The following is a 23,801-nucleotide window of genomic DNA, read 5'->3' on the forward strand; positions in this document are numbered from 1 at the left end:
GCGGCCACCGACCCGAACTACCCCGCCCATGAACACCCGACCCACACATCCGTCACAAGACCCATCTTTTTGGCGGTCCAGCAGCCAACGGGGAGGCGCGTGCTCCTCTTGCGGGTGCCGGCATCTGCCGGCCAGCCGGTGGCCCAACGGTATCCGTCATTGCCCAGGACCCGAGGCCTTGGGATCGAGTTCGCGACGGCTCCTGACGGGAGCACCGAACTTCGGGTCGTTCTCACTGCGGATGAACGGCGGGAGGTCTTCAATCCGCTGATCGCCGACGTGGCCACGACCGCGCACGCGGCGGAGGGTCCCGCTGAGGCTCTGGCTGCGGCCATCGAGCGCTTCGAACACTGGCGTCATCTCCTCCAGTCCATCCGTGACACGGGGCTCAGTGAAGAGGCACGACGAGGCCTGTTCGGGGAACTGGTCGTCCTACGCGACCACCTGTGTCCGGTCCTGCCGCCTCAGGAGGCGGTGTCGGCCTGGCGCGGGCCGATGGGAACGAATCAGGACTTCGAACTGACGACCTGTGCCATCGAGGTCAAGACCGGAACAGGAAGAAGCCCTCGGACCATCGTCATTGCGAGCGAGCGTCAGCTCGATGACACCGGGACGGATCTCCTGCTGCTGGCTTACCTCGAACTGGACGAGCGCCGGGGCGGCTCCGGCGAGTCGCTCAACGCCGTGGTCGACTCTCTCAGGGAGGCGTCACCGTCGGCGGTGGTGAGAGCGGAGTTCGATGATCTGCTCATCCGTGCCGGCTACCTCTCCGAACACCGGCATCTGTACGACGAGCTCCGCTACACGGTCCGCGAGACGCACTTCTGGCACGTCACTGGCGACTTTCCGCGAATCACCGAGGGTGACCTACGGCCGGGGGTCGGGGGCTGCCGCTACCGAATCAGCACTGTCGGACTGGACCAGTACGGTGTCTCCGCTGAGCGGGTCGCCAGCATTGTCAAGGGGGAGGCATGAGCCAGAGCAGCCTGTCGGCCTACGCACAGGAACTCGTCGCCGACGTGCTCGCAACAGCCGAGGCGGAGAACGCCACGGCTCCAGACACCTTCACCCGCCGTGTGCTGGATGAGTTGGAGCAGGCCGGCGAGGTGGAAAACACCTTCACCGCGTACCACAAGGCGATCGGTCTTGAGGTCAACGGCTACGGGATGAACGAGTCCCTCGGGACCCTGGATCTCTTCATAACCCACTTCAGCCTTCAGCCGGAGGAGGGTCGCCTGACCCGGAGCCAGGCCGAGGGACATTTCAAGCGCCTGCAGACCTTCGTCCGCAAGTGCCGTGATGGCTTGGCGAAGGACATTGATGAATCGTCGGACGTGCATGACATGTGCGTCGCGGTCCAGAAGGCTCTGCCCGACGCTCCGCGGATCCGCTTGTTCCTCCTGACGGACACCGTCAGCGCAGTCTCGACGCTGCCGCCCGGCGAGCTGGACGGTCTCACCGTTACCCATGAGGTCTGGGACCTCACTCGGCTCCACCGACTGGCGTCCTCGGGGACGCTCAGTGAGCCGATCGCGGTCGAGTTCAATCCACCGCTCCCCTGCCTCGCCACGCCCGAGACCGACCGCAACTACTCGGTCTTCCTGGCGATCATTCCGGGACAGGATCTGGCCGACCTCTACAGCCGGCACGGCACACGGTTGCTGGAACTGAATGTCCGGTCGTTCCTGCAGACCAAGGGTGGGGTCAACAAGGGCATCCGAGAGACCCTACTGACCAACCCGGACCGTTTTCTGGCCTACAACAACGGCATCACCGCCACCGCTTCGACCGTCGAGTTCACCGAGCTGCCCGAGGGCGGTCAGGCGATCAGCAGGATCCACGATCTGCAGATCGTCAACGGCGGTCAGACCACGGCCTCGATCCACTACGCGCACACGCGTGACAAGGCCGATCTCAGCCGGGTCCACGTACAGATGAAACTGACCCGGGTTTCCGCCGACCGCCTGCAGGAGATCGTTCCGGAGATCTCCAAGTACTCGAACACCCAAAACAAGGTCACGGTCGTTGACTTCAGCTCCAACCACCCGTTCCACGTGGCCATCGAGCAGGTCACGCGATCGCTCTGGGCACCGGCAGCGGACGGGAGCGGGCAGGAAACGAAGTGGTTCTACGAGCGCGCCCGAGGGCAGTACACCGACGCCCTGGCCCGCGAACGCACCCCCGCGAACCAGCGCAAGTTCAAGAGCCTGCATCCGACCGCCCAGAAGTTCACCAAGGCTGATGCGGCCAAGTTCATCCACTCGTGGGCCGGTCTTCCCTACCTGGTGAGCCGGGGGGCCGAGAAGAACTTCCGCGAGCTCATGGTGCGTATGGGTGAGACCGCCCCAGCCGTCAGTGTCAGCTTCGCGCAGCGTCTGCTCGCCAAGGCGATCCTTTTCAAGGCCACTGACAAGATCGTCGCGGCGAGGGACTTCGGCGGCTACAAGATCAATATCACGTCGTACACGATTGCCCGGCTCGCCGAGGCCACCAACCGACGAGTCGACCTGGATCGCATCTGGCGGGAGCAGCGCCTGTCGCCTGCACTCGCCGCCGCCTTGGACGACCTGTGCGTGCCCGTCCGCGAGGTGATCGTCAACCCGCTCCGGGGAGGAACCAACATCGGCGAGTGGGCGAAGCGCCCGGACTGCTGGGAGGCGGTTCTCGCCGTTCCGTGGACGGTCCCCGATCAGCTGGCGGCGGAACTGGCTGACCAGACTCTTGAAGACAGCGCCCCGACAGACCCGGACGACGGCACCGGTGGCGATGTCGCTTCGGTGATGGCGATTCCCGCCCCCGAATGGTTCAGCTTGGCGCGATGGGCCAAAGAGACGAGCAACCTCCAGCCGTGGCAGCGGCAGTTGGCTGACAACGTGGGCCGCTACCTCAACAACAGCTGGACGATCAGCGACAAGCAGGCGGCGCAGGCATTGCGGGTGATGGCCGAAGCACAGCGGCTCGGATTCAGAAGCACGCCCTGACGCCGTTGCTCATCGTACGAGCATGAGAGGACCACTGTGACCAGCCCTCCGTTCGGGGATCTTCCTCCCGAGGCGTACCACGACGCGCTCTGGACCCGGGTGCTGCCCTGGCTCGCCCATCACACGCCTGCCACAGCACGGGAGTTGGCTGATCTCACCCCATCTCCGGATTGGTGGCTCACCGAATCACCTGCTGTGACGACAATGATGGCCGAACACGAAGTGCTCTGCCGTCACCTGGCCCGGTTCTTTCTGGCCCGGCATCTGGACGCGACCTTCGGAGAGAGCTTCCCGACGGTGCCCGGACGGATGCCGCTTGCCACTCTCACGACGGGAGCCAGGGCGCGGACAGCCTTCCAGAGACTTCAGGTGCAGACCGTCGCCGAGCTTGAGCCATTGTCGGTGAAGGACCTGTACGACGTCCGCGGCACGGGCCAGGGCACTGTGGAGGAGGTTGTCGCGGCGCTGGTGTCCGCTGCCATCATCCGGTCCGGCGACCTGCCCAAGATTGACGTCAGGGCAGAAGACACTCCATCCACGAGTACATCAACAGTGAGCCTGCCACCGGCACAGGCTCAGCTGCTCGAGGACCTGGCTCAGCTTGCCGCATGGCACCATCTTCGGCGACGCAGCGGTCAGTCTCTGCTGAAGGTCGTCATCGAAAACGGCGCACCCGAGCAGATTCAGGAAGTGGCACTGAGGCTCAACTCCCTGACGGCAGCCGACATGGTGCCCAACGGCGCCAGTCCTGACCCGGTCCTGGACTTCACCGCCTTCCTGTCCGAGCTCGACGAGCGGCAGTTGCAGATCCTCCGTGACCGGTTCCTCGGCAGGCGACCGAGGACGTTGGCTGAACTCGCGGTTGATTTCGACGTTTCCCGCGAACGGGTGCGCCAGATCGAAGTCCGGCTCAAGGAACTACTGGCACGTACCTTCCACTTCGGCACCAGTATCGGAAACCTGCTGGCCAGTCTCCGTGCCGAGATCCAACCTATCGCGGCGCTTGACCGACTGATCACCCTGCACCCCGATCTCGCCCGTGATGTTCCGGGTGTTGAGGTGCCCCTATGGCTGGTGCTCGACCGCCTCGACGATTACTTCGAGGTCAGTGACGGGTGGGCCGCAGCTCCCGATGTGGGCGCCGCACGCGAGCAGACCCGGATCCTGCTCGAGGACTTCGCGACCGAGCACGGTCTTGTCGACCTCGCTGCCGCCACCTCCGCCACCGCGATGCCGAAGGCGGAGCTGCTCGCATGGCTGAACTGGTGCGGCTACGTCGTGTACAACGACCAGATCCTGACCCGTACGCGATCCCTCAACGATCACGCGGCGAGCCTGCTGGCGGCGACGGGTGAACCGCTTCAGGCTGCCGAGTTGCACCAGGAAATGGGCCGAGACGCCACCATTCGCAGCCTGACCAACGCGCTCGGCAGCGACGATCGGTTCGTCAGGACCGACAGGGCGACGTGGGGACTGGCGAGCTGGGAGGTGGAGGAGTACACGTCGATCCGCCAGCAGATCGGTCTCGAACTCGCAGCAGCCGGCGGGCAGATCGAACTCACCCGGTTGGTGGAATCGATCACGAACCGGTTTGACGTGTCACCAAGCAGTGTCCAAGCCTACGCGGGCAACGGCGAATACGAGATCACCGGTCGCGTCGTACGGCGCCGGGAATCTCCAGCAGCGCCCCGCAAAGCCCCAAACGCGACCCGCAGGCTGTTCCGACATGGCGATGTGTGGAAGTTCCGCATTGTCATCACCCGTGATCACCTCCGTGGATCCGGTTTCCCTTTGCCGTCAGGTGTCGCGAGCCTCGTCGGATGTATGCAGGGCGAGGTGGTTGAGCTCGATTCGGATCTCGGCACCCAAAGCATCCGCTGGACAGGGCTGCAGCCCGCCAGCGGCACCATCAAGAGGTTCCTGGATCAGTTGCAGGCCAGGGAGGGGCAGAACGCCTTTCTCGAGTTCAAGCCGTACGGCCGCTTCAGCCTTATGGTCCGTGAGCCGGTTGCGCCCGGCACGGATCCGTTGACCCAGGCTCTTGAACTGGTCGGTGCCGCAGACAACCGCGATGTGGAGGCCGCCAAGGCTGCCCTGGCCACTGCAGTCGACCTTCCTGAAGACGCAAAGCCTCGACACATCCTGGCGGCCTACCGGCAGCGCGGCGACGACGACATCGCGGCGCTCCTCGAGCAGGTGTGGACACATCAGCGGGACAACTGGACCAGCCAGACCACCGCCGAAAGCCGGTCGGAGGCGTTCAAGCTCTCCCTGGCCGAAGCCGACCTGCCGACGTCAGTGGACCCTGAAGGTGACGCCGCGCCGCACGCCGACGATCTGCACGGCAATTCTGTGAACACGAAAGACGCTGTTCGCGGCGACGGAGGACCGGACGAGGATTCGTCGGCCGCCTGGGTGCCGGTGCCTGCGGGGTACCGCAGCGTCGGTTGGGTTCGTCCCAATGAGGCGGAAGCCGCCGTCCTAGCGTACCAGTTGCACGCCGATGTACCTGTACATGACGGTGATGAGATCACGGGCTGGGCTCGTTACGTGGACGAGGCCTCGACGGGGGCTCTCGATCTCAACGCCAACGTCAAGCTGGTGAGAACCCGTGGCCAGAGTGAGCGGATCGCCTGCTGGATCAGAGAGCATGAGGCGTTCAGCGTCACCCAGGCTTCGGCTGAGAAGCGTTCCGTCGCGGTGACTGGGCCAAACGGCGAGGTGGCCGGACTGGTGGAGTATTTCCAACCAGGCAGCGAACAGGCCACGCGCTTTCTGAGCTCGACGAGGCTGCTCCGGGGCCGCCCGCTGGGCTGAGGGAGAGCACTGAGTTTCTGCCGTCCTGTTATTGGCAGGGACGGCAGACATCTCAGCGCCACTCAGCGTCACGAAGATGCTGCTTCCACACGGCTGCGGGCGACTGTCAGTTCCTGCTCAGTGAACAGGGCGTGGAACTCCGGACGCAGTGCGAGTGCCTCAGCCGTGAGGTCAACTCGTCCTCGTTCCCACAGTGCGGTGAAGCCATCGGAGACCGCCGGATTGTGTAGCAGTTGTCGCACGCTGGCCAGTCCGCCCTTTTCCGTCACCAGGCGCAGCAACAGGCTCGGGTGGTAGCTGACCTCGGCCCTCGCCCGTTGACAGATGCGGACCATCTCCCGATGGAAGCGTGCCTCAAGGCTGCGCCGATCCACGGCGCGGATTCCGGGAGCCACCGACGGGCTGAGAGTTCCGCCTTGTCGTCCATGGCTCTCGCCCGGCGTCGCCGGCAACCCAGCGAGTTCGTCCCCGCCCGTCCTCTGCAGCACGGCAGGACGGGGCTCGGAATTGTCAGCTCCCTCAGGATTCACGCTGGCGGCTGGAACCTGCACCTCGTCGACAGACGCCTTCTGGTTGCGGCGGGGTGCAGCTTCCTCCCAGGAAGAGCGCAGCAGACGGGTGACGCTTCGGTTCCGGATCGCAGCCGGGCTGGTCGGGGCAAAGTATTGAACCAGCCCCTCCCTCCGACCGTCGTCGGTGTCGCAAGGGCTGTCCTTCCTTGTGCTCGCCGTGCGGACGACGGCCTCCGCCTCGTTCTGGCGTACCCAGCAGACGAAGCGCGGCCCGCCAGCCTCGGCTCGCTCGATGCGCACATCTGCTCGGGTGGGGCGAGCTTCGGTTGGGGTGCCACCCTGGTGCCGGGCCCAGCCCAGGACCTTGCCGGCATGACGGATGGGAGTGTCACGGCCGTGTCGGTAGCTTTCGAGGGCAGCCATCGCCTCGTAGGGACGAAGCCAGGCGATGCTGCGGTAGCCGGGAGGCACCCACTCATCCAGACCGCTCTCGTCCTGGCGCCCGCGGACCAGCGACGTGGCCGGATCGGGCAACTTCTGCGCGGGAGTCACGACCACCGTCGGAACGACGGGTAAAGCGACGGCCAAGTGAGCCTCAGGATCATCGACGGCTTCAGGCCTGATGCTTGGCGTCCCATGGCCTGTGGGTTCGGTGACGCCGATCGGCACAGATGCCGTGTCCTCATCCTCGGCAGCTTCTGGTACGCCTTGCTCGCCACTTGCCCTGGAAGCGTCCTCGGCCGGCTCGACTGACGCCTCGGTCGCAGTTGGAACACCACTGTTCGCCGGTTTCGCCGCACTTCCAGCTGCCCCGCCAAAGAGGCTCTCGCTCTCATCGGTTCGCGGACGCTGATCCGGCACCCGCAGATCGGTCCCGATCTCGGTCGACTCGTCCCCGCCGACAGGTGCCGCAGTAACCGGCAGGTCCCGGGAAGGCTCCCCGGTAGGCTCGGGAACAACGATGCCGAGTTCGTCGATGCGCTGCCACAGAGGCTCCAGCGCCGCCTCCGGGTCCCGGCTGAACACGCTCCCCCGGATTCGCACGAACACGCAGTTGCCGACCCGCTCCAGCACCGCCTGCCGGCGCATGTCGCTCTCCCACTGGTCCGGCCCGTGGTAGGCGTCGCCGTCGCATTCGATTGCCAGGCGTCGGCCGTCCGGCGCGGGCAGCACGAAGTCGATCCGGTAGCCACCAATGCGGAACTGGGCAAGCGGTCGGTAGCCGCGGCGCAGAATGCGGCGCAGCACCTCACGTTCGAAGTCGCTTTCGCAGCGCCGCTCCAGGTCGTCGTACGCTTCCTCCACGGCGTTGGCGTTCTGGCAGTAGGTGAGCAGCAGTCCGCGCGCGTCGTCCTCCCGCAGGTCCGTCGGCTGCACGGAGTGGAAGACCCACAGCTGGTCGCGGGCGCGCGAGGCGGCGACGTTCACCCTCCGGTGGTGGTCCCGTTTGGTGAAGGGCGAGACCGACCCGGAGTGCGGTTCGACGACCATCGAGACCAGGACGATGTCGCGCTCGTCGCCCTGGAAGGTGTAGGAGTCGCCAACGCGAAGCCGCCGCCGCTCCATCTCCTCCTCGCCGATCTCCTCCCGGAGCCGGGTGAGCAGGTAGAGAGCCTGCCCGCTGGTACTGAGCAGGCTGACCACGCCGATGCTGCGGCCCGCGTACGCAGGTTCGGCGACGATTGCCACAACCTGCGCGACGAGGGCTTCCGCCTCGGCGACGTTGACGTTGCCGTAGGTGGAGAGGTCCTGCCGGATGCCTTCGGGCACATGCACCGCGACGACCGGTTCGCCGATGCCCGGGGGACGGTCGGTCCGCAGCGGTTCAATCTCGCCGCCGTAGTACGTCTGGCTGGAGAAGCCGATGATCGCTGGTACGGATCGGAAGTGTTCAGTCAGCAGGATACGTTCGGGGGACCGGCGGACAGCGTGATCGTAGAGGCTGCTCTCGGGGTCGAAGTGCTCAGCCGACGGTACGTCGACCAGATGCGAGTTGATCAGGCCGGCGACCGTGCCGACGAAGGACAGTTGCGGGCCGATCTGCTGATCGTCACCGACGACGACGGCACGTTCAGCGAGGCTCAGCACAGGCAGTGAGAACATGTCGGCCTGGGACGCCTCGTCCACGATCACCACGTCGAAGTGCGCCCCGCCGGCGAACTGCTCGATGGCCCGATCGACGGACATGACCCACACCGGGACAGCGTCGACCGCGGCGCTCATCGCACGTTGGGCGTGAGCCTGCCACTGGGCCGCGTTCTTGCCTGTACCCTTTCCAATCTTTCGGAGGGCAGTGGTCCAGTCGGCCAGTGCGGCCCGCCGACGATCGTCGAGGGCCTTGGAGACCTCCAGCCAGGAGGAGGCTACGACGAGCTCCTGGGTGAGGCGCCGGATCCGATCCCGGGTCTGTTCGACGCGGCGTCCGAGCGCCACAGGGTCGACGCTCCCAACGACGGTGTCGAACCAGGTCTGGGCGCGACGCCACTGCCATCGATGTAGACAGTCACCCCCGGTGCCGGTCAGCGCGGTCGCAGTGCCCGCATCGATGTCGGCGGCCCAGGCAGGTGCGGTGGGACGGAGCCGGTCCGTGAGCTGGGCGAACCGTTGCGCGTCGGGCCGGAGCCCGGCCAGTCGTCGTACCTCGTCGAGGATGCCGTCCCAGCCCGACAGGTCGCCCTGCCGGCTCTGGTCCAGCAGTCGCCACAGCTCACTGGCCTCGGTGTCGGACATGCCGACTTGGAGCGCGGCGTCGATACCCCGCTCCTCGGCGAGGATTCGATCGTGCTCGAAGACCGTCGCGGATCGGGTCACCAGGTGAGTGAGCGCGGCCAGGCGGCTCACGTCGACGACCTGCTCAGCACGGGGCACCAACCGCCGGACGGTGGCGTGGAGGCTGGGCCATCCACGGCGCTCCCAGTCGAGGGCGGTCGCCGCATCGGTGAGGAGCCCACCCACCCATAGTTCGGGCTGGTCACCTGCCGCGGGTGGCAACTGGAGCGGACCACGCCAGTAGGCCCATCGGGTGTCCAACTCCTGCCGCAATCGCCGCAGGTGCAGGTGCGCGAGCACCACGTCGACATCGGCGGTGCCGCGCAGGGCCTCGTCATCGATGCGACAATCGGTGGCGAGCCTCGTCAGCGCACCTTGGAAAAGCTTGCTGATTCCCTTACCGGCGGCAAAGCGCTGCCGCAGCTCCCCGAGCTGCGCCACCAGCCGGCGTGGTTCGGCCAAATGCGTCTCCGGGACGCGGACCCGGTGCGCCGCAACCACTCTGGCCGCTTGGCCGAGTTCGGCCAACGCCCGCTGGCAGGCGGCGACGTGGTCCTCCCACATGGCCCGCCAGTTCGGGTCGGCCTGAAGCAGCTTGGCCAGCCGGTCCGTCCAAGCGCCCTCGCGGCGGGCGAGGATGGCGTGCGCCTGCCGCAACTGCTGGGCGAGTTCGTCGAGCGCCGGCCGGCCGAGCGCGCGTACCTCCGCCAGCAGCACCCCGTCGGCGGCGAGCTGGTCCAGCTCAGCACGGGTAATGGCGAGGTCGCGCCGGGCGGCCAGCTGGGCAGCGGCAGAGGGCAGCGCGGCCACGGTCGGAAGGTGCCGCAACGCCTGGGCCCGATCCTGACGTCGGGTACGTCGAGCGATGTCGAGCAGGTCGGTGAATTCTTCGACGGTCAGCGGCGGGGCGAGGTGCGGCGGGATTTCGTCGGGGATGTCGCCGTATCGCTCGGCGCGCTCCCGCAGCCAACCGCCCAACTCGCTGGGCGATAGTCGGACGCCGTTGATCTCATAGTGCGCCGACTCGTTCTCAGCCAGCGTCCGCAACGTCCCGAGGGTCTGTCCCAGGTCACGTTCGGTCTCTTCGAGCTGCCGGCGCAGCCGGTCCACGCGCTGCTGCTCCATGCCTTTGTCGAGCGTGGCGCCACGATCGGAGAGTTCCCGAGCGGCCAGCTGAAGCTGGACGAGCTGATCCGTGGACCGGCCGAGAACGGCCAAGCAGAGCGACTGGATCTCTGCGGGCAACCCGTCCCGCAGCACCCGCAGAGGGTCCTCCTTCTGCGCCACCACGAGCACCCGCTTGCCGTGAGCCATGAGATGGCAGATCAGATTGCGAATGGTGTGGGTCTTGCCCGTGCCGGGTGGACCCTGCACGGCGACATTCCGGTGTTGCGCGAGGCGGCGCGCGATGGACTCCTGCGCCTCGTTCGTGGGCAGCGGCATGAGCAGGCGTTCGCCGAGAGGCACCCACTGCTCCGGCTGGTCGTGCGGCATCTCCAAACGGCTCGGTTCGTGGGCGAGGATGGCCGCCAGCGCCCCGATGGCCGCGGTGTCTCCGGCGAGCAGACGCGCCCTGAGCTCCTCGAGGAATCGCCGGAGCATCCGCTGCCGGGGCCGAGCGAAGAGCACGCCGGTGTCATGGACGTAAGGCCCGGCCGGGGCAGGTGCGCCGCCGGCACGGACGGTCGGGTCGAGGCCGAGTCGACGCAGCGCCCGCTCCAGGAACTCCAGCCGGCTCAGGTCGTCCCAGATGTCCAGGTCAAGCTGCCCGCCTGGGCCGACCAGCCCCAGGAGCTGGCTGAGGTACCGCTCGTCGAGGCCAGTGAGCGGGTCGGTCTGAAGACGTGCCGGCCCCTGCGGCACCACCTGGATAATTGATCGATCAGCATCGAACTCGATGCCGACCGGCGTGACCGCCAGCGGATAGTGCACTCGATGGGAGCCGATTTCCATACGTAGGATCCCGTGACCCCAGACGAGTTCCTGGGTGGCAGCGCTCATGTCCAAGCGGTGCTTGAGATCGAAGAGACTTCGATGCAACAGGCGGACCACTTCGATACGCCGCGCCTGCTCCGCCCACGGGCGCCAGTCGCGTTCCCGCCACTTCTCAAATCCAGTAGTGAATCGCTCGAGCGTGTCGTCGCCGGCCGCTAGACGCGGCTCCGTCTCCCACGAGACCTGTCCGCCGAGATATGGCGCGAACTCCACCGGTGCCCGCAACGGCTTCGGGGCTGCCGGTAGGCCCACCTGCAACCAGCTGCTGCCGTCCGGAGATACACCGACTCGGCAGTCCGGGTGGATGGGCAGGTCGTGCTGCCAGAACGCATCGGCCTGCGGCACTGTCCGGGCAGGCTTCTCGATCTGGGTTCGTACGGCCAAGAGGTAGTCGACCAGAGCGGTGGCCCGGTCGAGGATCACCGACGGGAGTTCGTCCGAGGACGTCGAGCGGGACAGCATGTGGAACCCTTTGTGTTGATCGTGCAGGTTCGAAGATCCGAGCGGTCAGTCTCGTGCGGATGGAAGCACTACAAATTCCGGCTCGTCTGCGATAAGTGCCGCGACAACACGTACATCGACCGACCTCCCCATGGCGGTCTCCGGACCCTACCCGGCAAAGTCCCACAAGCGGGAGCCCTCGGTCGTCAACAATTCACTGGCCGACTTGACATGACCGCCGCCCGTCTCGGCATGCAGCAAAGTCCACTTGTACGAGATTAGGGAGATACTGGTCAGTGGGAGTGGCCGGCCGGCGCGGGCAGCACCCGGGACAACAGCACCAGCACCCCACCCACGATCACTCCGACCATCGTGCCGGTGACCAGGCTCGACATCACCGCCGCACCTCGCAACAGCACCTCCCGCGCCCCCGGCTCCAGCCCGGCCAGCCCTGGCGCGTCCATCCCCAGCGACGGATTCCAGAACACCTGGTGACCGGCCGCCAGGAACACCCCGTACAGCGCCCCGATCACCACCATCGTCAGGAACGGGCGCGGCGGACGCCGCCACAGCACGGCGGCCACCCAGCACAGCGGCGGCCCGACCGCGAGCAGCGCGGCCACGACGGTGCCCTCCGGCACTACATCCAGGTCGTGCAGGACCACGCGCGGGGCGGCCAGCGCGGCCAGCGCGACCAACGCCGGCCAGGGGAACCCGAGGGTACGGCGACCCGCGCTCATCGCGTCACCTCCGACGAAGCCGAAGCCGAAGCCGACGTCGGTGCGGGAGCCGACACCGAGCCCGGCGCGGTCGAGCGCACGAAGCGAAGCAGCGCGACGAACGCCAGGACGGCCGTCACCGCACCTCCGGCGAAGCGCACCCAGTGACCGGCGACGAACTCGGCGGCGACCTGACGCAGGTACTCGGCGGAGTGCGTACCGGGCGGGTCGACGAACATGATCTCGTTGCGCGGCCAGAAGAAGACAGCGGAGAACAGGAACTCGCAGACGACGAAGACGGCGGTGGCGCCGGCGACCCACCAGCGCAGCCGGCGGTCGCGCCAGGTGAGCAGCGTGGCGGCGACGCTGCTGAGGATCACCGACGCGCCGAGCGGCGGGAAGTAGTCGTGCGGGCCGCCGTGGACGAGGAACTCGCGGGCCCGGTCGAGCGAGGCGGGCGCGTCGCTGAAGATGTTCGGGTAGAGCATGACCGTCTCGGCGGCGACCCCGCCGAACGACATCATCGAGGCCCATACCATGACAATAAGGGCGAGCCAGGTCAGTCTTGTGCGTACCACGAGGGTTCTCCTCACGTTTCGGGGACGCCGTCGACGCTAGGTCGGCCGCCCTCGGCCGTCGTCCGCGTGGCCGCGAGACCGGATGTCGCTTCTCGGCGTACGCCTCGGGGTCGACCCTGACGCCTGCGGACGACAGCGGTGGGGGTCCGCGCGGACCTAGGCTCGAAGGCGTGCCCGACACCTCGCCCACCCGCGCCGACGCGCTGCTCGCGGTGGCCACGCTCGGCCTGGTCACGGTGGCCGTGGCGGCCGACCGGCCCGCGCCCGGCGGCGCGGCGCTCGCCGTCGTGGTCGGCGCGGTGCTCGGCGGTCTGGTGCTCTGCGCCAGGCGGTGGCCGCTGCCGGCGCTGCTGGCGACGGCTGTCGTCATCCTCGGGTACTACGCGCTGGACCTGCCGCCCGTCGGGGTGGCCGCCCCGGCCGCCGCAGTCCTCTACCGGGTGTCCGAGCGCGGGCGTGTCGTCCCGGCCGCCGTGGTCGCCGGGAGCCTGCTGGCCGTGTCGGTGGCCGCCCGTCTGGCCGAGGGCGACGACATCGCCGTGGTCGTCGGTACGGAACTCGGCTCCGAGGCGGCACTGCTGCTCGCCGTCATCGCCCTCGGCGACGCGGTACGCAACCGCAGGTCGCTGCGGGCGGCGCTGGTCCGCCAGGCGGTCGCGGCCGACGAGGAGCGGCACCGGGAGGCGGCCCGTCAGGTCGAGGCGGAACGGCTGCGCATCGCCCGGGAGGTGCACGACACGCTCGGGCACACCATGTCGGTGATCACGTTGCAGTCGGCAGTCGCCCGGGAGGCGCTCGCCGACAGCGATCCGGCGCAGGCGGACAGCGCGCTGACCGCGATCCGGTCGGTGAGCGGCAGCGCGATGGCGGAGTTGCGGGCGACGCTCGGCACGCTGCGCCGCGAGCCCGGCCCACGGGAACCGGCCCCCGGCTTCGACCGGCTCCCGGCGCTCGTGGACGGCGTACGCCGAGGTGGACTGGCCGTCGACCTGCGCGTCGAGGGTCCGGTGGACACGCTGCCCGCGGTGGTGGGCAGCACCGTCTACCGGGTCGTGCAGGAGGCGTTGACGAACGTCCTGCGCCACGCCGGGGCCACCCGGGTCACCGTGACTGTGCGCGCCACGCCCGGTCGGCTCGCGCTGGAGGTGGTGGACGACGGCCGCGGCGGCCCACCCGCCGGGCCGACGAGCGGAAAGGGCCAAGGGCTGCGCGGCATGGCCGAGCGGGTGGCCCTGCTGGGCGGCACCGTCGAAGCCGGCACCGTCCAGCCCGGCACCGCCGCAACCGGCGCCACCGGCACGAGCGGCGGCTTCCGCGTATCGGTCCGCCTGCCCCTGACGGGAGTCGCCGCGTGAACCCGATCCGTGTCGTCCTCGTCGACGACCAGCACCTGGTGCGCACCGGCCTGCGCGCGCTGCTCGACCGGGCGCCGGACATCGAGGTGGTGGGCGAGGCCGGCGACGGCGGCAGCGGCCTCTCCGTCGTACGGGAGCAGCGGCCCGACATCGTGCTGATGGACGTCCGGATGCCGGGCGGGGACGGGCTGGCGGCGACCCGGCGGATCCTGACCGACCCGACGCTGGACGGCGTGCAGGTCGTCATGCTCACCACTTTCGACGACGACGAGTACCTGTTCGAGGCGATCCGCGCCGGGGCGGCCGGTTTCCTGCTCAAGGACACCCCGCCCGACGCGCTGCGGGACGCGGTCCGGACGGTGGCCGGTGGCGACGCGCTGCTCTCCCCCGCCGTGACCCGCCGGGTGCTGGCCGCGGCAGCCCGCTCACCGGTGGCCGATCCGGGGCGGCTCGACGGGCTGACCGCACGGGAACGGGACGTGCTCGCGCAGGTGGGCGCCGGACGGTCCAACACGGAGATCGGGCAGGCGTTGTTCCTGAGCCCGGACACCGCCCGCACCTACGTGAGCCGGCTGCTCCAGAAGCTGCACGCCCGGGACCGGGCGCAGCTCGTCGTGATCGCGTACGAGAGCGGGCTGGTCCGCCCCGGCGAGGGCTGAGCTGCGCCGGGGCGGGTCACAGTCAGGACGACGCCGCGTCGGCCGGCTCGGGTGCCGCGTGCCGGCCGCCGCCGTTGCGCCGTTCGTCCCCGTGCCCGGGCCACCACGCCTTGTGGCCGATCAGCCCGGTCAGCGCTGGTACGAAGAACATCGACATGACGAACGCGGACAGCACGATCCCGATCGCCACCGCGAAGCCCATCTGCTGGAGGAACGAGATCGGCGCGAGCATCAGCACCCCGAACGTGCCGGCCAGGATCAGCCCGGCCGCGGCGACTGTCGGGCCGGCGTGTTCGACCCCGATCGCGGCGGCCTGGTGCGGTTCGTGGCCCTCGCGCGCCTCCTCGCGCAGCCGGGCGATCATCAGGATGTTGTAGTCGGTACCGATCGCCACCACGAACAGGTAGAGGATGATCGGCAACTGGAACGTCACACCCGGGTTGCCCTGGAGCCCCTGGAACACGTAGACGGTCGCGCCGAGCGTGGCGGCGAAGTTGAGCAGCACCGCGATCACCAGGTAGACCGGCGCGACGAGGCTGCGCAGCAGCAGCGCGAGGATGATCGCGATCAGGAGGGCAGCGACCGGGAGGATCACCGACAGGTCGCGGTTGTTCGCCGAGTTGATGTCCGCGAAGATCGCCGTGGTGCCGCCGACCAGCGCCCTGGTGCCCGGCGGAGCCGCCTCGTGCACCGCGTCCCGCAGGTCGTCGCGCACGAGCGTGATCGCCTCGTTGGACATCGGGTTCTCGTCCAGCAGCAGGTTGATCCGGACGACGCTCGGGTCGGTGGCGCTGCGCTCCGGCGGCTGCGCCTGCCCCACGCCCGGAGCGCGGGCCGCCGCGGCGGCGAAGTCGTTCACCTGCTGCTCGGTGAGCGGGGTGCCGTTGCCGGTGGTCAGGTAGACCTCGGTGGGCGCGAGCGCCCCGGCGGCGAACCCGCGCTGGAGATCCTGCGCGGCCCGCGCCGACTCGGTGTCCTGCGGGAAACCGGCGCTGAAGTCGTAGTCGGCCTTGTAGCCGAGCACCCCGGCGGCGAGCGCCACGAGCAACGCACCGGAGGCCGCGGCCACGACGGCCGGACGGCGGCCGACGACGGCGCCGAGCCGCCGGGACAGGGTCGCCCTGGGCGGGCGCTGCCACGCCTTCGACGGCCAGAACACCCACCGGCCGAGCAGCGACACGAGCGCCGGGATCAGGGTCAGCGAGGTGACGAGCATGACGCCGACGGCGATGGCGAGCGCCGGGCCGAGCGAGCCGAAGAAGCCGAGCGAGGCGAGCAGCAGCACCAGGAACGCCACGATGACCGCACCGGCGGCGGACGTGATGACCTCGCCGACCCGCTGCACCGAGACGATCATCGCGGTGCGCTTGTCGTCGCCGGCGCGCAGCCGCTCCCGGTAGCGGAACAGCAGGAACAGGATGTAGTCGGTGCCGATGCCGAACAGCACGATCAGCAGAATGGTCTGCAGGTCCTGGCTGACGTTGAGGTCGAACGCCTTGCCGGCGGCGGCGACCAGCCCGGTGGTGACGGACATGACCACGCTGATGACCACCACCGGCAGCAGCGCGGCGATCGGGCTGCGGAAGATGATCAGGATCAGCCCGATGATGAGGACGATGGTGGCGACACCGACGACGGCGAACGCCTCGTTGAACGTGTCCTCGTTGTCGACGAAGCTCGCCACGTCGCCGGCCACCCCGGCGGTCAGGCCGCTGCCGGCCAGGTCCGCGCCGAGGCCGGCGCGCAGGTCGCGGACGGCGTCGAGCAGCTTCGGGTCGTCGGGGGTGTCGGCGTCGAGGCCGACGGAGACGATCTGCACCGACTTGTCCGGCGCGACGGCCTGCGGGCCGGTGAGGTAGCCGGTGGTCTGCGGGATGTTGCGGGCCTTGAGCGCGGCGGCGAGCTGCCCCACGCGCGCCTCGTCGGCCGGCGTCAGCGGCTTGCCGTCGCTGCGTTTGACCACGACCGTCGCGGTTGCGGTGGCGGCCTGCGGGAACGACTTCGCGGCCAGCTCGGTGGCCTGCACCGACTCGTAGGAGCGCGGCAGGAAGCTCTCCTGGTCCGCGGAGGTGATGTCGCTCAGCGAAGGACTGGCGGCGATGATCGCGATTGCGGCGACGACCCAGCCGCCGATCACCCACCAGGCCTTGCCCACGACGAATCTGCCCAGGCGCTCGAACATCGTTTCCCCCGTGTGTTCGGCTGTGTCGCACGCGATCCTACGCTGGGTGAGCAATCCTTTTCGGACGGCTCGCGGACTTCCGCCGATGATCCGGGTGATCGAGGATCGACGGATGAGTGCGAGGCTGCCCGATTCCGGACTGCTCGCGGCATGGTTGGCGGCGACCGTGCCGGCCCCGCTGGTCGTCTACGAGTGGACCCACAGGTGGGAGGAGGAGCAGCCGGTCTCCGCCGCGCTGTGGTGGCCCGTGCTCGCGTCGCCGGTGCTCGCCGCCGTGCTGGCGGCCCGCCAACCCCGGCGCCCCGCGGCGGCCGTGGGCGTGTCCACGCTGGTCACCGCGGCGCTTCTCGCGGCGTCGCTGGCGTTCTTCCGGTGGGTCGTGCCGCTGAGCGGCGAGGCCCGCTGGGGGCGGGCTCTGCTCGGCGGTGCGGCGCTCGCGGTGGCCGGAGCGCTGACCGGGTACGCCGTGGGCGGGCGCCTGCCCCGCCGGGACCGCCCGGCGTCGCGACGCGGCTATCTGATCGGCGGGCTCGCCGTGGTGTTCGGCGCGCTGCTGGCGCAGTCCGCGGTACGGCTCGGCGCCGAGGACAGCACGATCGGGCACCCCCCGCACGAGTACGCCGGCGTGGGCCCATACGTGACGTCGGCGAGCCGGTTCACGGCACCGGCCGCCGGGGCGTACGGGATCTTCGCGCTGGGGTTCTCCCCGGCGGACCCGGACTGCCGCGTCACCGGCGGCGGCTCGGAGGTCCGGGCGGCCGAGCCGGTTTCCGTCCCGCCGGGCGACTACGGCAGCGACGCCGCCGTCTATTCCTGGGTGGCGACCGTGCGGGTGCCGACGCCGGGTACGTGGACGCTCGACTGCCGCACGACCGACCCGGAGGCGTCGTACGTGGTGGGTGACGTGCCGGAGATCCGGGGCGCGGTGGGCGAGATGATCCACTGGCCGGTGGGCGTGATCTGGATGCTCGGCGCGGTGCCCGGCCTGCTGATCGTCGCGGCCACCGCACGGCGGCGACGCGCGTCCCGCCCGGCGGTCCTCACCGCCGCCGGACGTACGTAGCGGAAGTGTCGTAGGCGGCTCGTAGCCTGGCCCGGTCAACGACGATCACAGGAGGCGACGTGCTCGACCACTTTTCCGTAGCGGTGCGCGATCTGGCGGCCAGCGGCGCCTTCTACGACGCCGTCCTCGCCCCGCTGGGCGGGCGGCGGCTGATGGAGCCCGGCCCGATCGGCTACGGCGTCGACGCGCCCGACTTCTGGGTCGAGCCCGCGCCCTCCGGCGCCACGCCGGTGCCGGTGCACATCGCGTTCACCGCCGCCGACCGCGCCACTGTGCGCGCGTTCCACGACGCGGCTGTCGCAGTCGGCGCGGAGGTGCTGCACGCGCCGAAGGAGTGGCCGGAATACCACGCCGGCTACTACGGCGCGTTCGTCCGCGACCCGGACGGCAACAACGTCGAGGCGGTCTGCCACCGCCCGGAGTGAGTGCTGTGGAGATCGAGCCGGTCGAGCACTCGCCCGTACGCGCCATCCGCCGGGCCTGGCTGGCGCAGCGCTGGCACGACCTCGCGTTCCTGCACTGGGCGGTCCCGCCGGAACGGGTGGCGCCGCTGCTGCCCGCCGGCACCCGGCCGGACACGTTCGACGGGTTCACCTACGTCGGGCTGATCGGGTTCCGGATGGTCGGGCTGGGGCTCGGCCGCGGCCCGGGTGTGCCCTACTTCGGCACGTTCTGGGAGACGAACGTCCGGCTCTACTCGGTCGACGGCTCGGGGCGGCGCGCTGTCGTGTTCCGCTCGCTCGACGCATCCCGGCTGGTGCCGGTGCTGGTGGCGCAGGTGAGCCTGCGCCTGCCGTACAAGTGGTCGGCGATGCGGCTGGACCGCTCCGGGAACACGCTCACCTACCGCTGCCGCCGGCGCTGGCCCGGTCCGGCCGGCGCGACCAGCCGGATGACCGTCCGCGTCGGCGCGCCGATCCCCGAGCCGACGCCGCTCGAACACTTCCTCACCGCGCGCTGGGGTCTGCACACGCGCGCGTACGGCCGCACCCGGCACCTGCCGAACTGGCATCCGCAGTGGCCGCTGCACCGCGCCGAGCTGCTGCACCTGGACGACGAGCTGGTCACCGCCGCCGGGCTGCCCGCACCGGACGGGCCACCGGCGAGCGTGCTCTACTCCCCCGGCGTCCCGGTCGTCTTCGGCGGCCCCACGCCGGTGGGGTGACCGCCCGTCGCACCCGAGGCGCACCCGCCGGTCGGGTGAGAACCAGCCGGCACCCGAGGCGCACCGGCGAGGGCGGGCGGCGTCAGCGCAGGGGGTCGTGGGTGCCGTGCGGCACGTCGGGACGGCATCGGCGTACCCGGTCGGCGGCCATCCGACCGCCCACCGCCAGCCCGTACCGCTCGACCGCGGCGAGCCCGTACGCGCTGCACGTGGGCGTGTAGCGACAGGTCGCCGGCCAGCGGTGCGACAGCCAGCGCCGGTAACCGAGGATGGCGGCCCGGCCGGCCCGGTCCACGGCGGGTCGCCGGACGACGCCCGCGGTCACCGAGCCGAGGGTGAGCAGCATCGAGAAGAGGCCCAGGTCGCAGCAGCCCGGACCGTCACAGGTGGGCACGTCGCAGTTGCACCAGTCCCGGCTCTTCTTTTTCTTGTGGTGCCGCTTCCGGAAGATCACGACGCCATGATGCGACACGCCCGCCACTGTCGACGAGGCGACCGGATCAGGCCCGGTGTGATCGGGTCGGCGGACGGCCGGGAACCTAGCGTCGAGGGCGTCAAGGAAGGAACATCGGGTGCTGGATCGGCTCAACGCCGCGCTCGACCACCTCGAACAGCGGCTCGACCAGCCGCTCGACGTGGCCGCGCTGGCCCGGATCGCGGGCGTGTCGGAACACCACTTCGGCCGGCTGTTCTCGGCACTGGCCGGGCTGCCGCTGTCGGAGTACGTGCGCCGCCGCCGGATGACGCTGGCGGGCGCCGACGTGCTCGCCGGCCGGGAGTCGCTGCTCGACGTGGCGGTCCGCTGGGGGTACGGCTCGAACGAGGCGTTCGCCCGCGCGTTCCGGTCCGTGCACGGCATCGGGCCGACGCAGGCCCGGCAGGCCGGGGCGGTGCTGCGGTCCCAGCCCCGGCTGTCCTTCCGGCTCGTCGTCGAAGGGAACACCAGCATGGACTACCGGATCGTGACCAAGGACGCCTTCCGGCTCGTCGGGTTGACGGCCCGGGTGCCGCTCGTGCACGAGGGGATGAACCCGCACATCGTGGCGTTCGTCAGGGGCATCGACCCGGCCACCGTACGCCGCATCGAGGCGCTGTCCGACCAGGAGCCGCAAGGCGTCGTCAACGTCAGCGCCGAGCTGACCGGTTCCCGCGACGAGGGCGCCGAGCTGGACTACTGGTACGCGGCGGTGACCGGCGCGGACGTGCCGGACGACCTGCGCAGCCTGCCGGTCGAGGCCGGCGACTGGGCGGTGTTCCGCAGCTCCGGGGCGTTCCCGGTGGCGGTGCAGCACCTGTGGCGGGCCGTGTTCACGTCTTGGTTCCCCGCCAACCCGTACGAGGCCCGGCCGGGGCCGGAGATCTCGCGGGTGCGGGTCGCCGAGGACGGCGGCACCGCCGACGCGGAGCTGTGGATCCCGGTCCGGCGCGTCTAGGCTCGCGCCACCGCCACCGCCACCGCCACCGCCACCGCCGCCGCTCGCGCCAGCGCGGCCGGCACGTCGTGTACGTGGTACGGGTGCTCGCTCGGCTCGATCGCGGCGAGGAACATCGCGTACACGGCGGCCTGCCGCAGCGGCGCGACCGGCCGCAGCAGGTCGACGGCCCGGTGCGGGTCGCTGCCCGGCACGTCGGTCCGCCACCGCCGCGCCCACGCGTCGATCAGGCGGGCGGCGGCGTCCGCGTCGACGTCCTCGGTGAGGCGCAGGATGTCGAAGGCGGGGTGGCCGACGAACGAGTCCGCCCAGTCGATCACCGTCCGGTGCCCGTCGTCGCCGCGCACGTTGCCGGGGTGCAGGTCGCCGTGCACGAGCGTGTCGGGCAGGCCGCAGTCGCCCACCTGCCGCAGCCGGTGGTCGAGCCCGTCGAGCAGACCGGCGGCGGCCGACACGTCGTGCCCGGCGAGCCGCTCGCGGATCCAACCCGCGAGCCCCGCCCCGCGCAGGTCGGGCACCCCGGCCGCGACCAGCTCGCCGACGACTCCACAGGCCCGCAGTTGCACCGCATGATGCTCGGCCGCGACGGCGGCCCGCTCCCTCGCTCCGGCCCCGTAGAGGTCCGCACCCGGCACGTCCGCCAGCAGCATCCGCCCCTCCCCGTCGGCGGCGAGCACCACCGGTCCGTCGATCAAGGAGTTCGTGTCACCGGGGAAGGCCAGGACCGTGGGCTCGTGGCGGGCGAACGGGGGGAGCTGCTTCAGCCACGTGGGGCCCCGCTCGGTGTCCAGGCGCCAGATGGCGGAGAGGTTCCAGGTGCGCTGCTGCGCCACCGCCGTCACCCCGCGGCCGAGCCGGCGCAGCTCGCCGGTCGCCCACGCGACGCTGTCGGCCGGGCCGCCCGCCTCCGCCCACGGTTGGCGCAGCGGATGCGGCGCGAGGTCCACAGCCACCGGTTCCAGGGGTACGCCGAGCGCGTCCACGGCCGGTTCCAGGGGTGCTACGGGCGCGGCGACGACCTGCGCCAGGTAGCGGACGTGGCCGCCGGGCGGGCCAGGACGGCCGGCGTCGAGCAGCCGCAGCACGGCGACCTCCAGACCGTGGCGCTGCCGAACGGCGGCGACGATCGAGCCGGCCTCCTGCCACCACGGCTCCGGTACGCCGAACGGCGGCAGCGCGCCGAGCGGACGGCCGGCGGAGTCGAGCAGGACGAGCGTCACGGTGCGGGACACGGCCGGACGGTATCCGGGCACCCCTACGGGAGGCGAGCGGATTGATCCGGGTCCGGTTCGGGACCGCTCCCCGATGTCCCGGGCACGGACGCCCGGAACGCTGAGGCGATGAGCCTTCTCGATTCCCGCACACGTCCCGCGTACCAGTGGTTGCGCCCGGTCGCCGCGACGTCGGCGGCGCTTCTGCTCGGCTACGGCCTGCTGCGCCTGCTCGACCGCCTGGACGGGCACAGCGACAAGGGCGCCTGGGCGTGGAACACCGGCCACACCCTGTTCCTGCTCGGCGTCCTCGGGTTCGCCGCGCTGATCGTCGGGCTGCACGGCCTGCTGCGTACCCGGTCGTCGCGGTTGCGGACGCTCGACGACGTGGCCGCCCTGGCCGGGCTGGTCGGCGCCGCCGCCTTCGTCTGGGTGATCCTCGGTGACCTGTTCCCGAGCTTCGCCGAAGCGGTTCACACGCCCGGCCCGGTGCTGTTCGGCGGACCGCTGCTGTTCGAGGTGGGCCTGCTGGTGCTGTTGTACCGGGCGGCGGCGGCACGGCTGCTGCCGGTGTGGGCGCCGGTGCTGGTGCTGGCCGGGTTCCTGGCCATCGCGGTGAACCTCAACCTGCTGCCGGTGGGCGCCGCGCTGGTCCTGGCCGGGTTGCTGCCGCTGCGCGTCACACCGCGCCCGGTGGCCTGACCGGCGTCACCGCCAGACGGTACGGCGGAACCCCTTGTGACCGGCGCACACGTCGCGCTGGCCGCCGGTGCGGCTGACCGAGCCGTCGCGGCACTGCACCAGCCAGCCGCGATCCGACCAGAACCCGGGCACGCACTCGAACCAGTCGCAGACCCCGGCGGCCGGTCTGCGGATCCGCTGGCCGCCGCAGAAGTCGTACCCGAAGGGGTTCGCCGGGGCGCCGCAGCGGCGCTCGGGCGGTGGCTGCGGCGTGCCGCGCGGCGGCGCGGGACGGGCGCGGGACGGCTCCGGGCTCGTGGTGGGCCGGACCTGGACGGCGGGCGCGACGTGCTGCGGAGGCGCGGGGGTGCCGCTGGCCGCCGGGGTCGCGGCGGCGGCCCGCTCCGAGCCGGCCCGGGTGGGCGGGTTGGACTCGATGAGCATCGCCGGCACGATCAGCGCGAGCGCCGCGCCGACCGCCACCGTCCGCCGGCCGCCGGGCACCAGCGCGGTGACGCGGGCCTGGGCGGGGGTGAGCACGGCCGGGCGTTCGGGTCGCGCGGCGGTGTGCTCCGCGATCAGCTCGTCCAGCTCGGCCACGACCGCGGCGCGCTGCTCGATCGCGTCGGCGAACGCCAGCGTGAGCGTGAACCGGAAGTCGGCCGCCGCGCCGGTGGGCAGCAGCAACCCTGAGGTACGCCGCCGGTCCAGCACCTGGATGAGGGTGACCGGGGCGCCGGGGTCGTGGGACAGGCCGGTCATCCGACCGTACGCCCAGTCGCGCCGGCCGCGTCCGCCGAGCAGCACCAGCCGCCGGTTGGTGAGCACGGCGAGCCCGGCGTCGACCACCTTGACGCCCTCGGGGCGGCGCGGACGCAGCGCGGGCGGGTCGGGGTCGACAGTCAGTTCGGGGGCGGGCAGCACGGCGGTGTGCCGCACCTCCACCAGTTGCGCGGCCGGGAGCGTCCAGAAGACGACCTCGCCGGGGGCCAGCTCCATCGGCAGGCCGACGCCCGCCTGGGCCGAGCCGTGGAAGGACACCGCGAGCGTACGCAGGCGGCGCAGCTCGTCGTCGCGGCGTCGCCACGCCTCGTCGGCCGCGCGGAAGGCCCGCTGCCGCCGCTCGTTCTGCCGGTGCGCCCACCGGTACCGCCATGTGGAACCCGTCGAATCAGTCTTCGTCACGCCGACTCCTCCGCCGCGCGAGCCCACCAATCGGGGTGTCATTCATGTCAACGGT

At 70.4% G+C, this 23,801-nt stretch carries 17 protein-coding genes; 10 read left to right on the top strand and 7 right to left on the bottom strand.

Annotated elements, in window-relative coordinates:
- From V6U82_RS27465 to V6U82_RS27475, 3 genes are all read left to right on the top strand, one after another.
- On the top strand, positions 1-975 hold a 975-nt coding region (locus V6U82_RS27465; protein WP_334466158.1), incomplete at its 5' end, for a PD-(D/E)XK motif protein.
- Entirely contained in the window at positions 972-2,981 is a 2,010-nt protein-coding gene (locus tag V6U82_RS27470; RefSeq protein ID WP_334466160.1) for an AIPR family protein, read from the top strand. The genes V6U82_RS27465 and V6U82_RS27470, both read left to right, overlap by 4 nt.
- A 36-nt stretch (positions 2,982-3,017) precedes the next feature.
- Positions 3,018-5,798, top strand: a complete 2,781-nt coding sequence (locus tag V6U82_RS27475; protein ID WP_334466162.1) for a sigma factor-like helix-turn-helix DNA-binding protein — start codon at positions 3,018-3,020, stop codon at positions 5,796-5,798.
- A 68-nt stretch (positions 5,799-5,866) separates the two neighbouring features.
- On the opposite strand, the gene V6U82_RS27480 is transcribed toward V6U82_RS27475, so the two are convergent.
- The 3 genes from V6U82_RS27480 to V6U82_RS27490 form a co-directional block, all read right to left on the bottom strand.
- Positions 5,867-11,536 (bottom strand): AAA domain-containing protein, encoded by a 5,670-nt coding sequence (locus V6U82_RS27480; protein ID WP_334466165.1) that lies wholly within the window; start codon positions 11,534-11,536, stop codon positions 5,867-5,869.
- A gap of 272 nt (positions 11,537-11,808) precedes the next feature.
- A complete protein-coding gene (locus V6U82_RS27485) occupies positions 11,809-12,255 on the bottom strand; it encodes a hypothetical protein (RefSeq protein WP_334466168.1) in 447 nt (148 codons plus the stop codon).
- Positions 12,252-12,812, bottom strand: coding sequence for a DUF1772 domain-containing protein (locus tag V6U82_RS27490; protein WP_334466171.1), 561 nt, complete (start codon positions 12,810-12,812; stop codon positions 12,252-12,254). Before V6U82_RS27490 ends, V6U82_RS27485 begins: the two co-directional genes overlap by 4 nt.
- A 170-nt stretch (positions 12,813-12,982) precedes the next feature.
- Between V6U82_RS27490 and V6U82_RS27495 the strand changes: the two genes are divergently transcribed.
- Together V6U82_RS27495 and V6U82_RS27500 are read left to right on the top strand one after the other, a co-directional pair.
- Positions 12,983-14,167: a sensor histidine kinase gene (locus V6U82_RS27495; protein WP_334466174.1), complete on the top strand. Its 1,185-nt coding sequence runs from the start codon at positions 12,983-12,985 to the stop codon at positions 14,165-14,167.
- Positions 14,164-14,826 carry a response regulator gene (locus tag V6U82_RS27500; RefSeq protein WP_128138646.1) on the top strand — a complete coding sequence of 221 codons (663 nt, stop codon included), beginning with the start codon at positions 14,164-14,166 and terminating at the stop codon, positions 14,824-14,826. Before V6U82_RS27495 ends, V6U82_RS27500 begins: the two co-directional genes overlap by 4 nt.
- A gap of 22 nt (positions 14,827-14,848) precedes the next feature.
- On the opposite strand, the gene V6U82_RS27505 is transcribed toward V6U82_RS27500, so the two are convergent.
- Positions 14,849-17,008, bottom strand: coding sequence for an MMPL family transporter (locus V6U82_RS27505; protein ID WP_334466178.1), 2,160 nt, complete (start codon positions 17,006-17,008; stop codon positions 14,849-14,851).
- A 112-nt stretch (positions 17,009-17,120) separates the two neighbouring features.
- Here V6U82_RS27505 and V6U82_RS27510 point away from each other — a divergent pair, with 112 nt between their 5' ends.
- Genes V6U82_RS27510 through V6U82_RS27520 form a run of 3 tightly spaced genes read left to right on the top strand, consistent with a single transcriptional unit; the run spans position 17,121 to position 19,236 of the window.
- Positions 17,121-18,071 (top strand): hypothetical protein, encoded by a 951-nt coding sequence (locus V6U82_RS27510; protein WP_334466180.1) that lies wholly within the window; start codon positions 17,121-17,123, stop codon positions 18,069-18,071.
- 59 nt (positions 18,072-18,130) lie between these two features.
- Positions 18,131-18,496 carry a VOC family protein gene (locus tag V6U82_RS27515; RefSeq protein WP_128138875.1) on the top strand — a complete coding sequence of 122 codons (366 nt, stop codon included), beginning with the start codon at positions 18,131-18,133 and terminating at the stop codon, positions 18,494-18,496.
- A 5-nt stretch (positions 18,497-18,501) separates the two neighbouring features.
- Positions 18,502-19,236 (top strand): YqjF family protein, encoded by a 735-nt coding sequence (locus V6U82_RS27520; protein ID WP_334466185.1) that lies wholly within the window; start codon positions 18,502-18,504, stop codon positions 19,234-19,236.
- Between the two features lie 82 nt (positions 19,237-19,318).
- Here V6U82_RS27520 and yidD read toward each other — a convergent pair whose 3' ends face one another.
- Positions 19,319-19,690: a membrane protein insertion efficiency factor YidD gene (gene yidD, locus V6U82_RS27525; protein WP_334466188.1), complete on the bottom strand. Its 372-nt coding sequence runs from the start codon at positions 19,688-19,690 to the stop codon at positions 19,319-19,321.
- Positions 19,691-19,808: 118 nt separating this feature from the next.
- On the opposite strand from yidD, the gene V6U82_RS27530 reads away from it, so the two are divergent.
- Positions 19,809-20,669: an AraC family transcriptional regulator gene (locus tag V6U82_RS27530; RefSeq protein ID WP_334466191.1), complete on the top strand. Its 861-nt coding sequence runs from the start codon at positions 19,809-19,811 to the stop codon at positions 20,667-20,669.
- Here V6U82_RS27530 and V6U82_RS27535 read toward each other — a convergent pair.
- Positions 20,666-21,901, bottom strand: coding sequence for a phosphotransferase family protein (locus V6U82_RS27535; protein ID WP_334466193.1), 1,236 nt, complete (start codon positions 21,899-21,901; stop codon positions 20,666-20,668). The genes V6U82_RS27530 and V6U82_RS27535 overlap by 4 nt on opposite strands.
- Positions 21,902-22,009: 108 nt before the next feature.
- Between V6U82_RS27535 and V6U82_RS27540 the strand changes: the two genes are divergently transcribed.
- The gene (locus tag V6U82_RS27540; protein ID WP_334466196.1) at positions 22,010-22,582 is read left to right on the top strand and encodes a hypothetical protein; all 573 of its coding nucleotides are present in this window, start codon (positions 22,010-22,012) and stop codon (positions 22,580-22,582) included.
- A 6-nt stretch (positions 22,583-22,588) separates the two neighbouring features.
- On the opposite strand, the gene V6U82_RS27545 is transcribed toward V6U82_RS27540, so the two are convergent.
- Complete coding sequence (locus tag V6U82_RS27545) at positions 22,589-23,746, bottom strand: hypothetical protein (RefSeq protein WP_334466199.1); 1,158 nt, start codon at positions 23,744-23,746, stop codon at positions 22,589-22,591.
- Between the last annotated feature and the right edge of the window lie 55 nt (positions 23,747-23,801).

The organism is Micromonospora sp. CPCC 205554 (assembly GCF_036902745.1).
GTDB classification, from domain to species: Bacteria; Actinomycetota; Actinomycetes; order Mycobacteriales; family Micromonosporaceae; genus Micromonospora; species Micromonospora tulbaghiae.

What these genes read in the sequence shown, in the direction of transcription:
- V6U82_RS27485 (WP_334466168.1), bottom strand. Translation starts at nt 12,255, where the DNA reads ATGAGCGCGGGTCGCCGTACCCTCGGGTTCCCCTGGCCGGCGTTGGTC.
- V6U82_RS27470 (WP_334466160.1), top strand. Translation starts at nt 972, where the DNA reads ATGAGCCAGAGCAGCCTGTCGGCCTACGCACAGGAACTCGTCGCCGAC.
- V6U82_RS27540 (WP_334466196.1), top strand. Translation starts at nt 22,010, where the DNA reads ATGAGCCTTCTCGATTCCCGCACACGTCCCGCGTACCAGTGGTTGCGC.
- V6U82_RS27480 (WP_334466165.1), bottom strand. Translation starts at nt 11,536, where the DNA reads ATGCTGTCCCGCTCGACGTCCTCGGACGAACTCCCGTCGGTGATCCTC.
- V6U82_RS27505 (WP_334466178.1), bottom strand. Translation starts at nt 17,008, where the DNA reads ATGTTCGAGCGCCTGGGCAGATTCGTCGTGGGCAAGGCCTGGTGGGTG.
- V6U82_RS27510 (WP_334466180.1), top strand. Translation starts at nt 17,121, where the DNA reads ATGAGTGCGAGGCTGCCCGATTCCGGACTGCTCGCGGCATGGTTGGCG.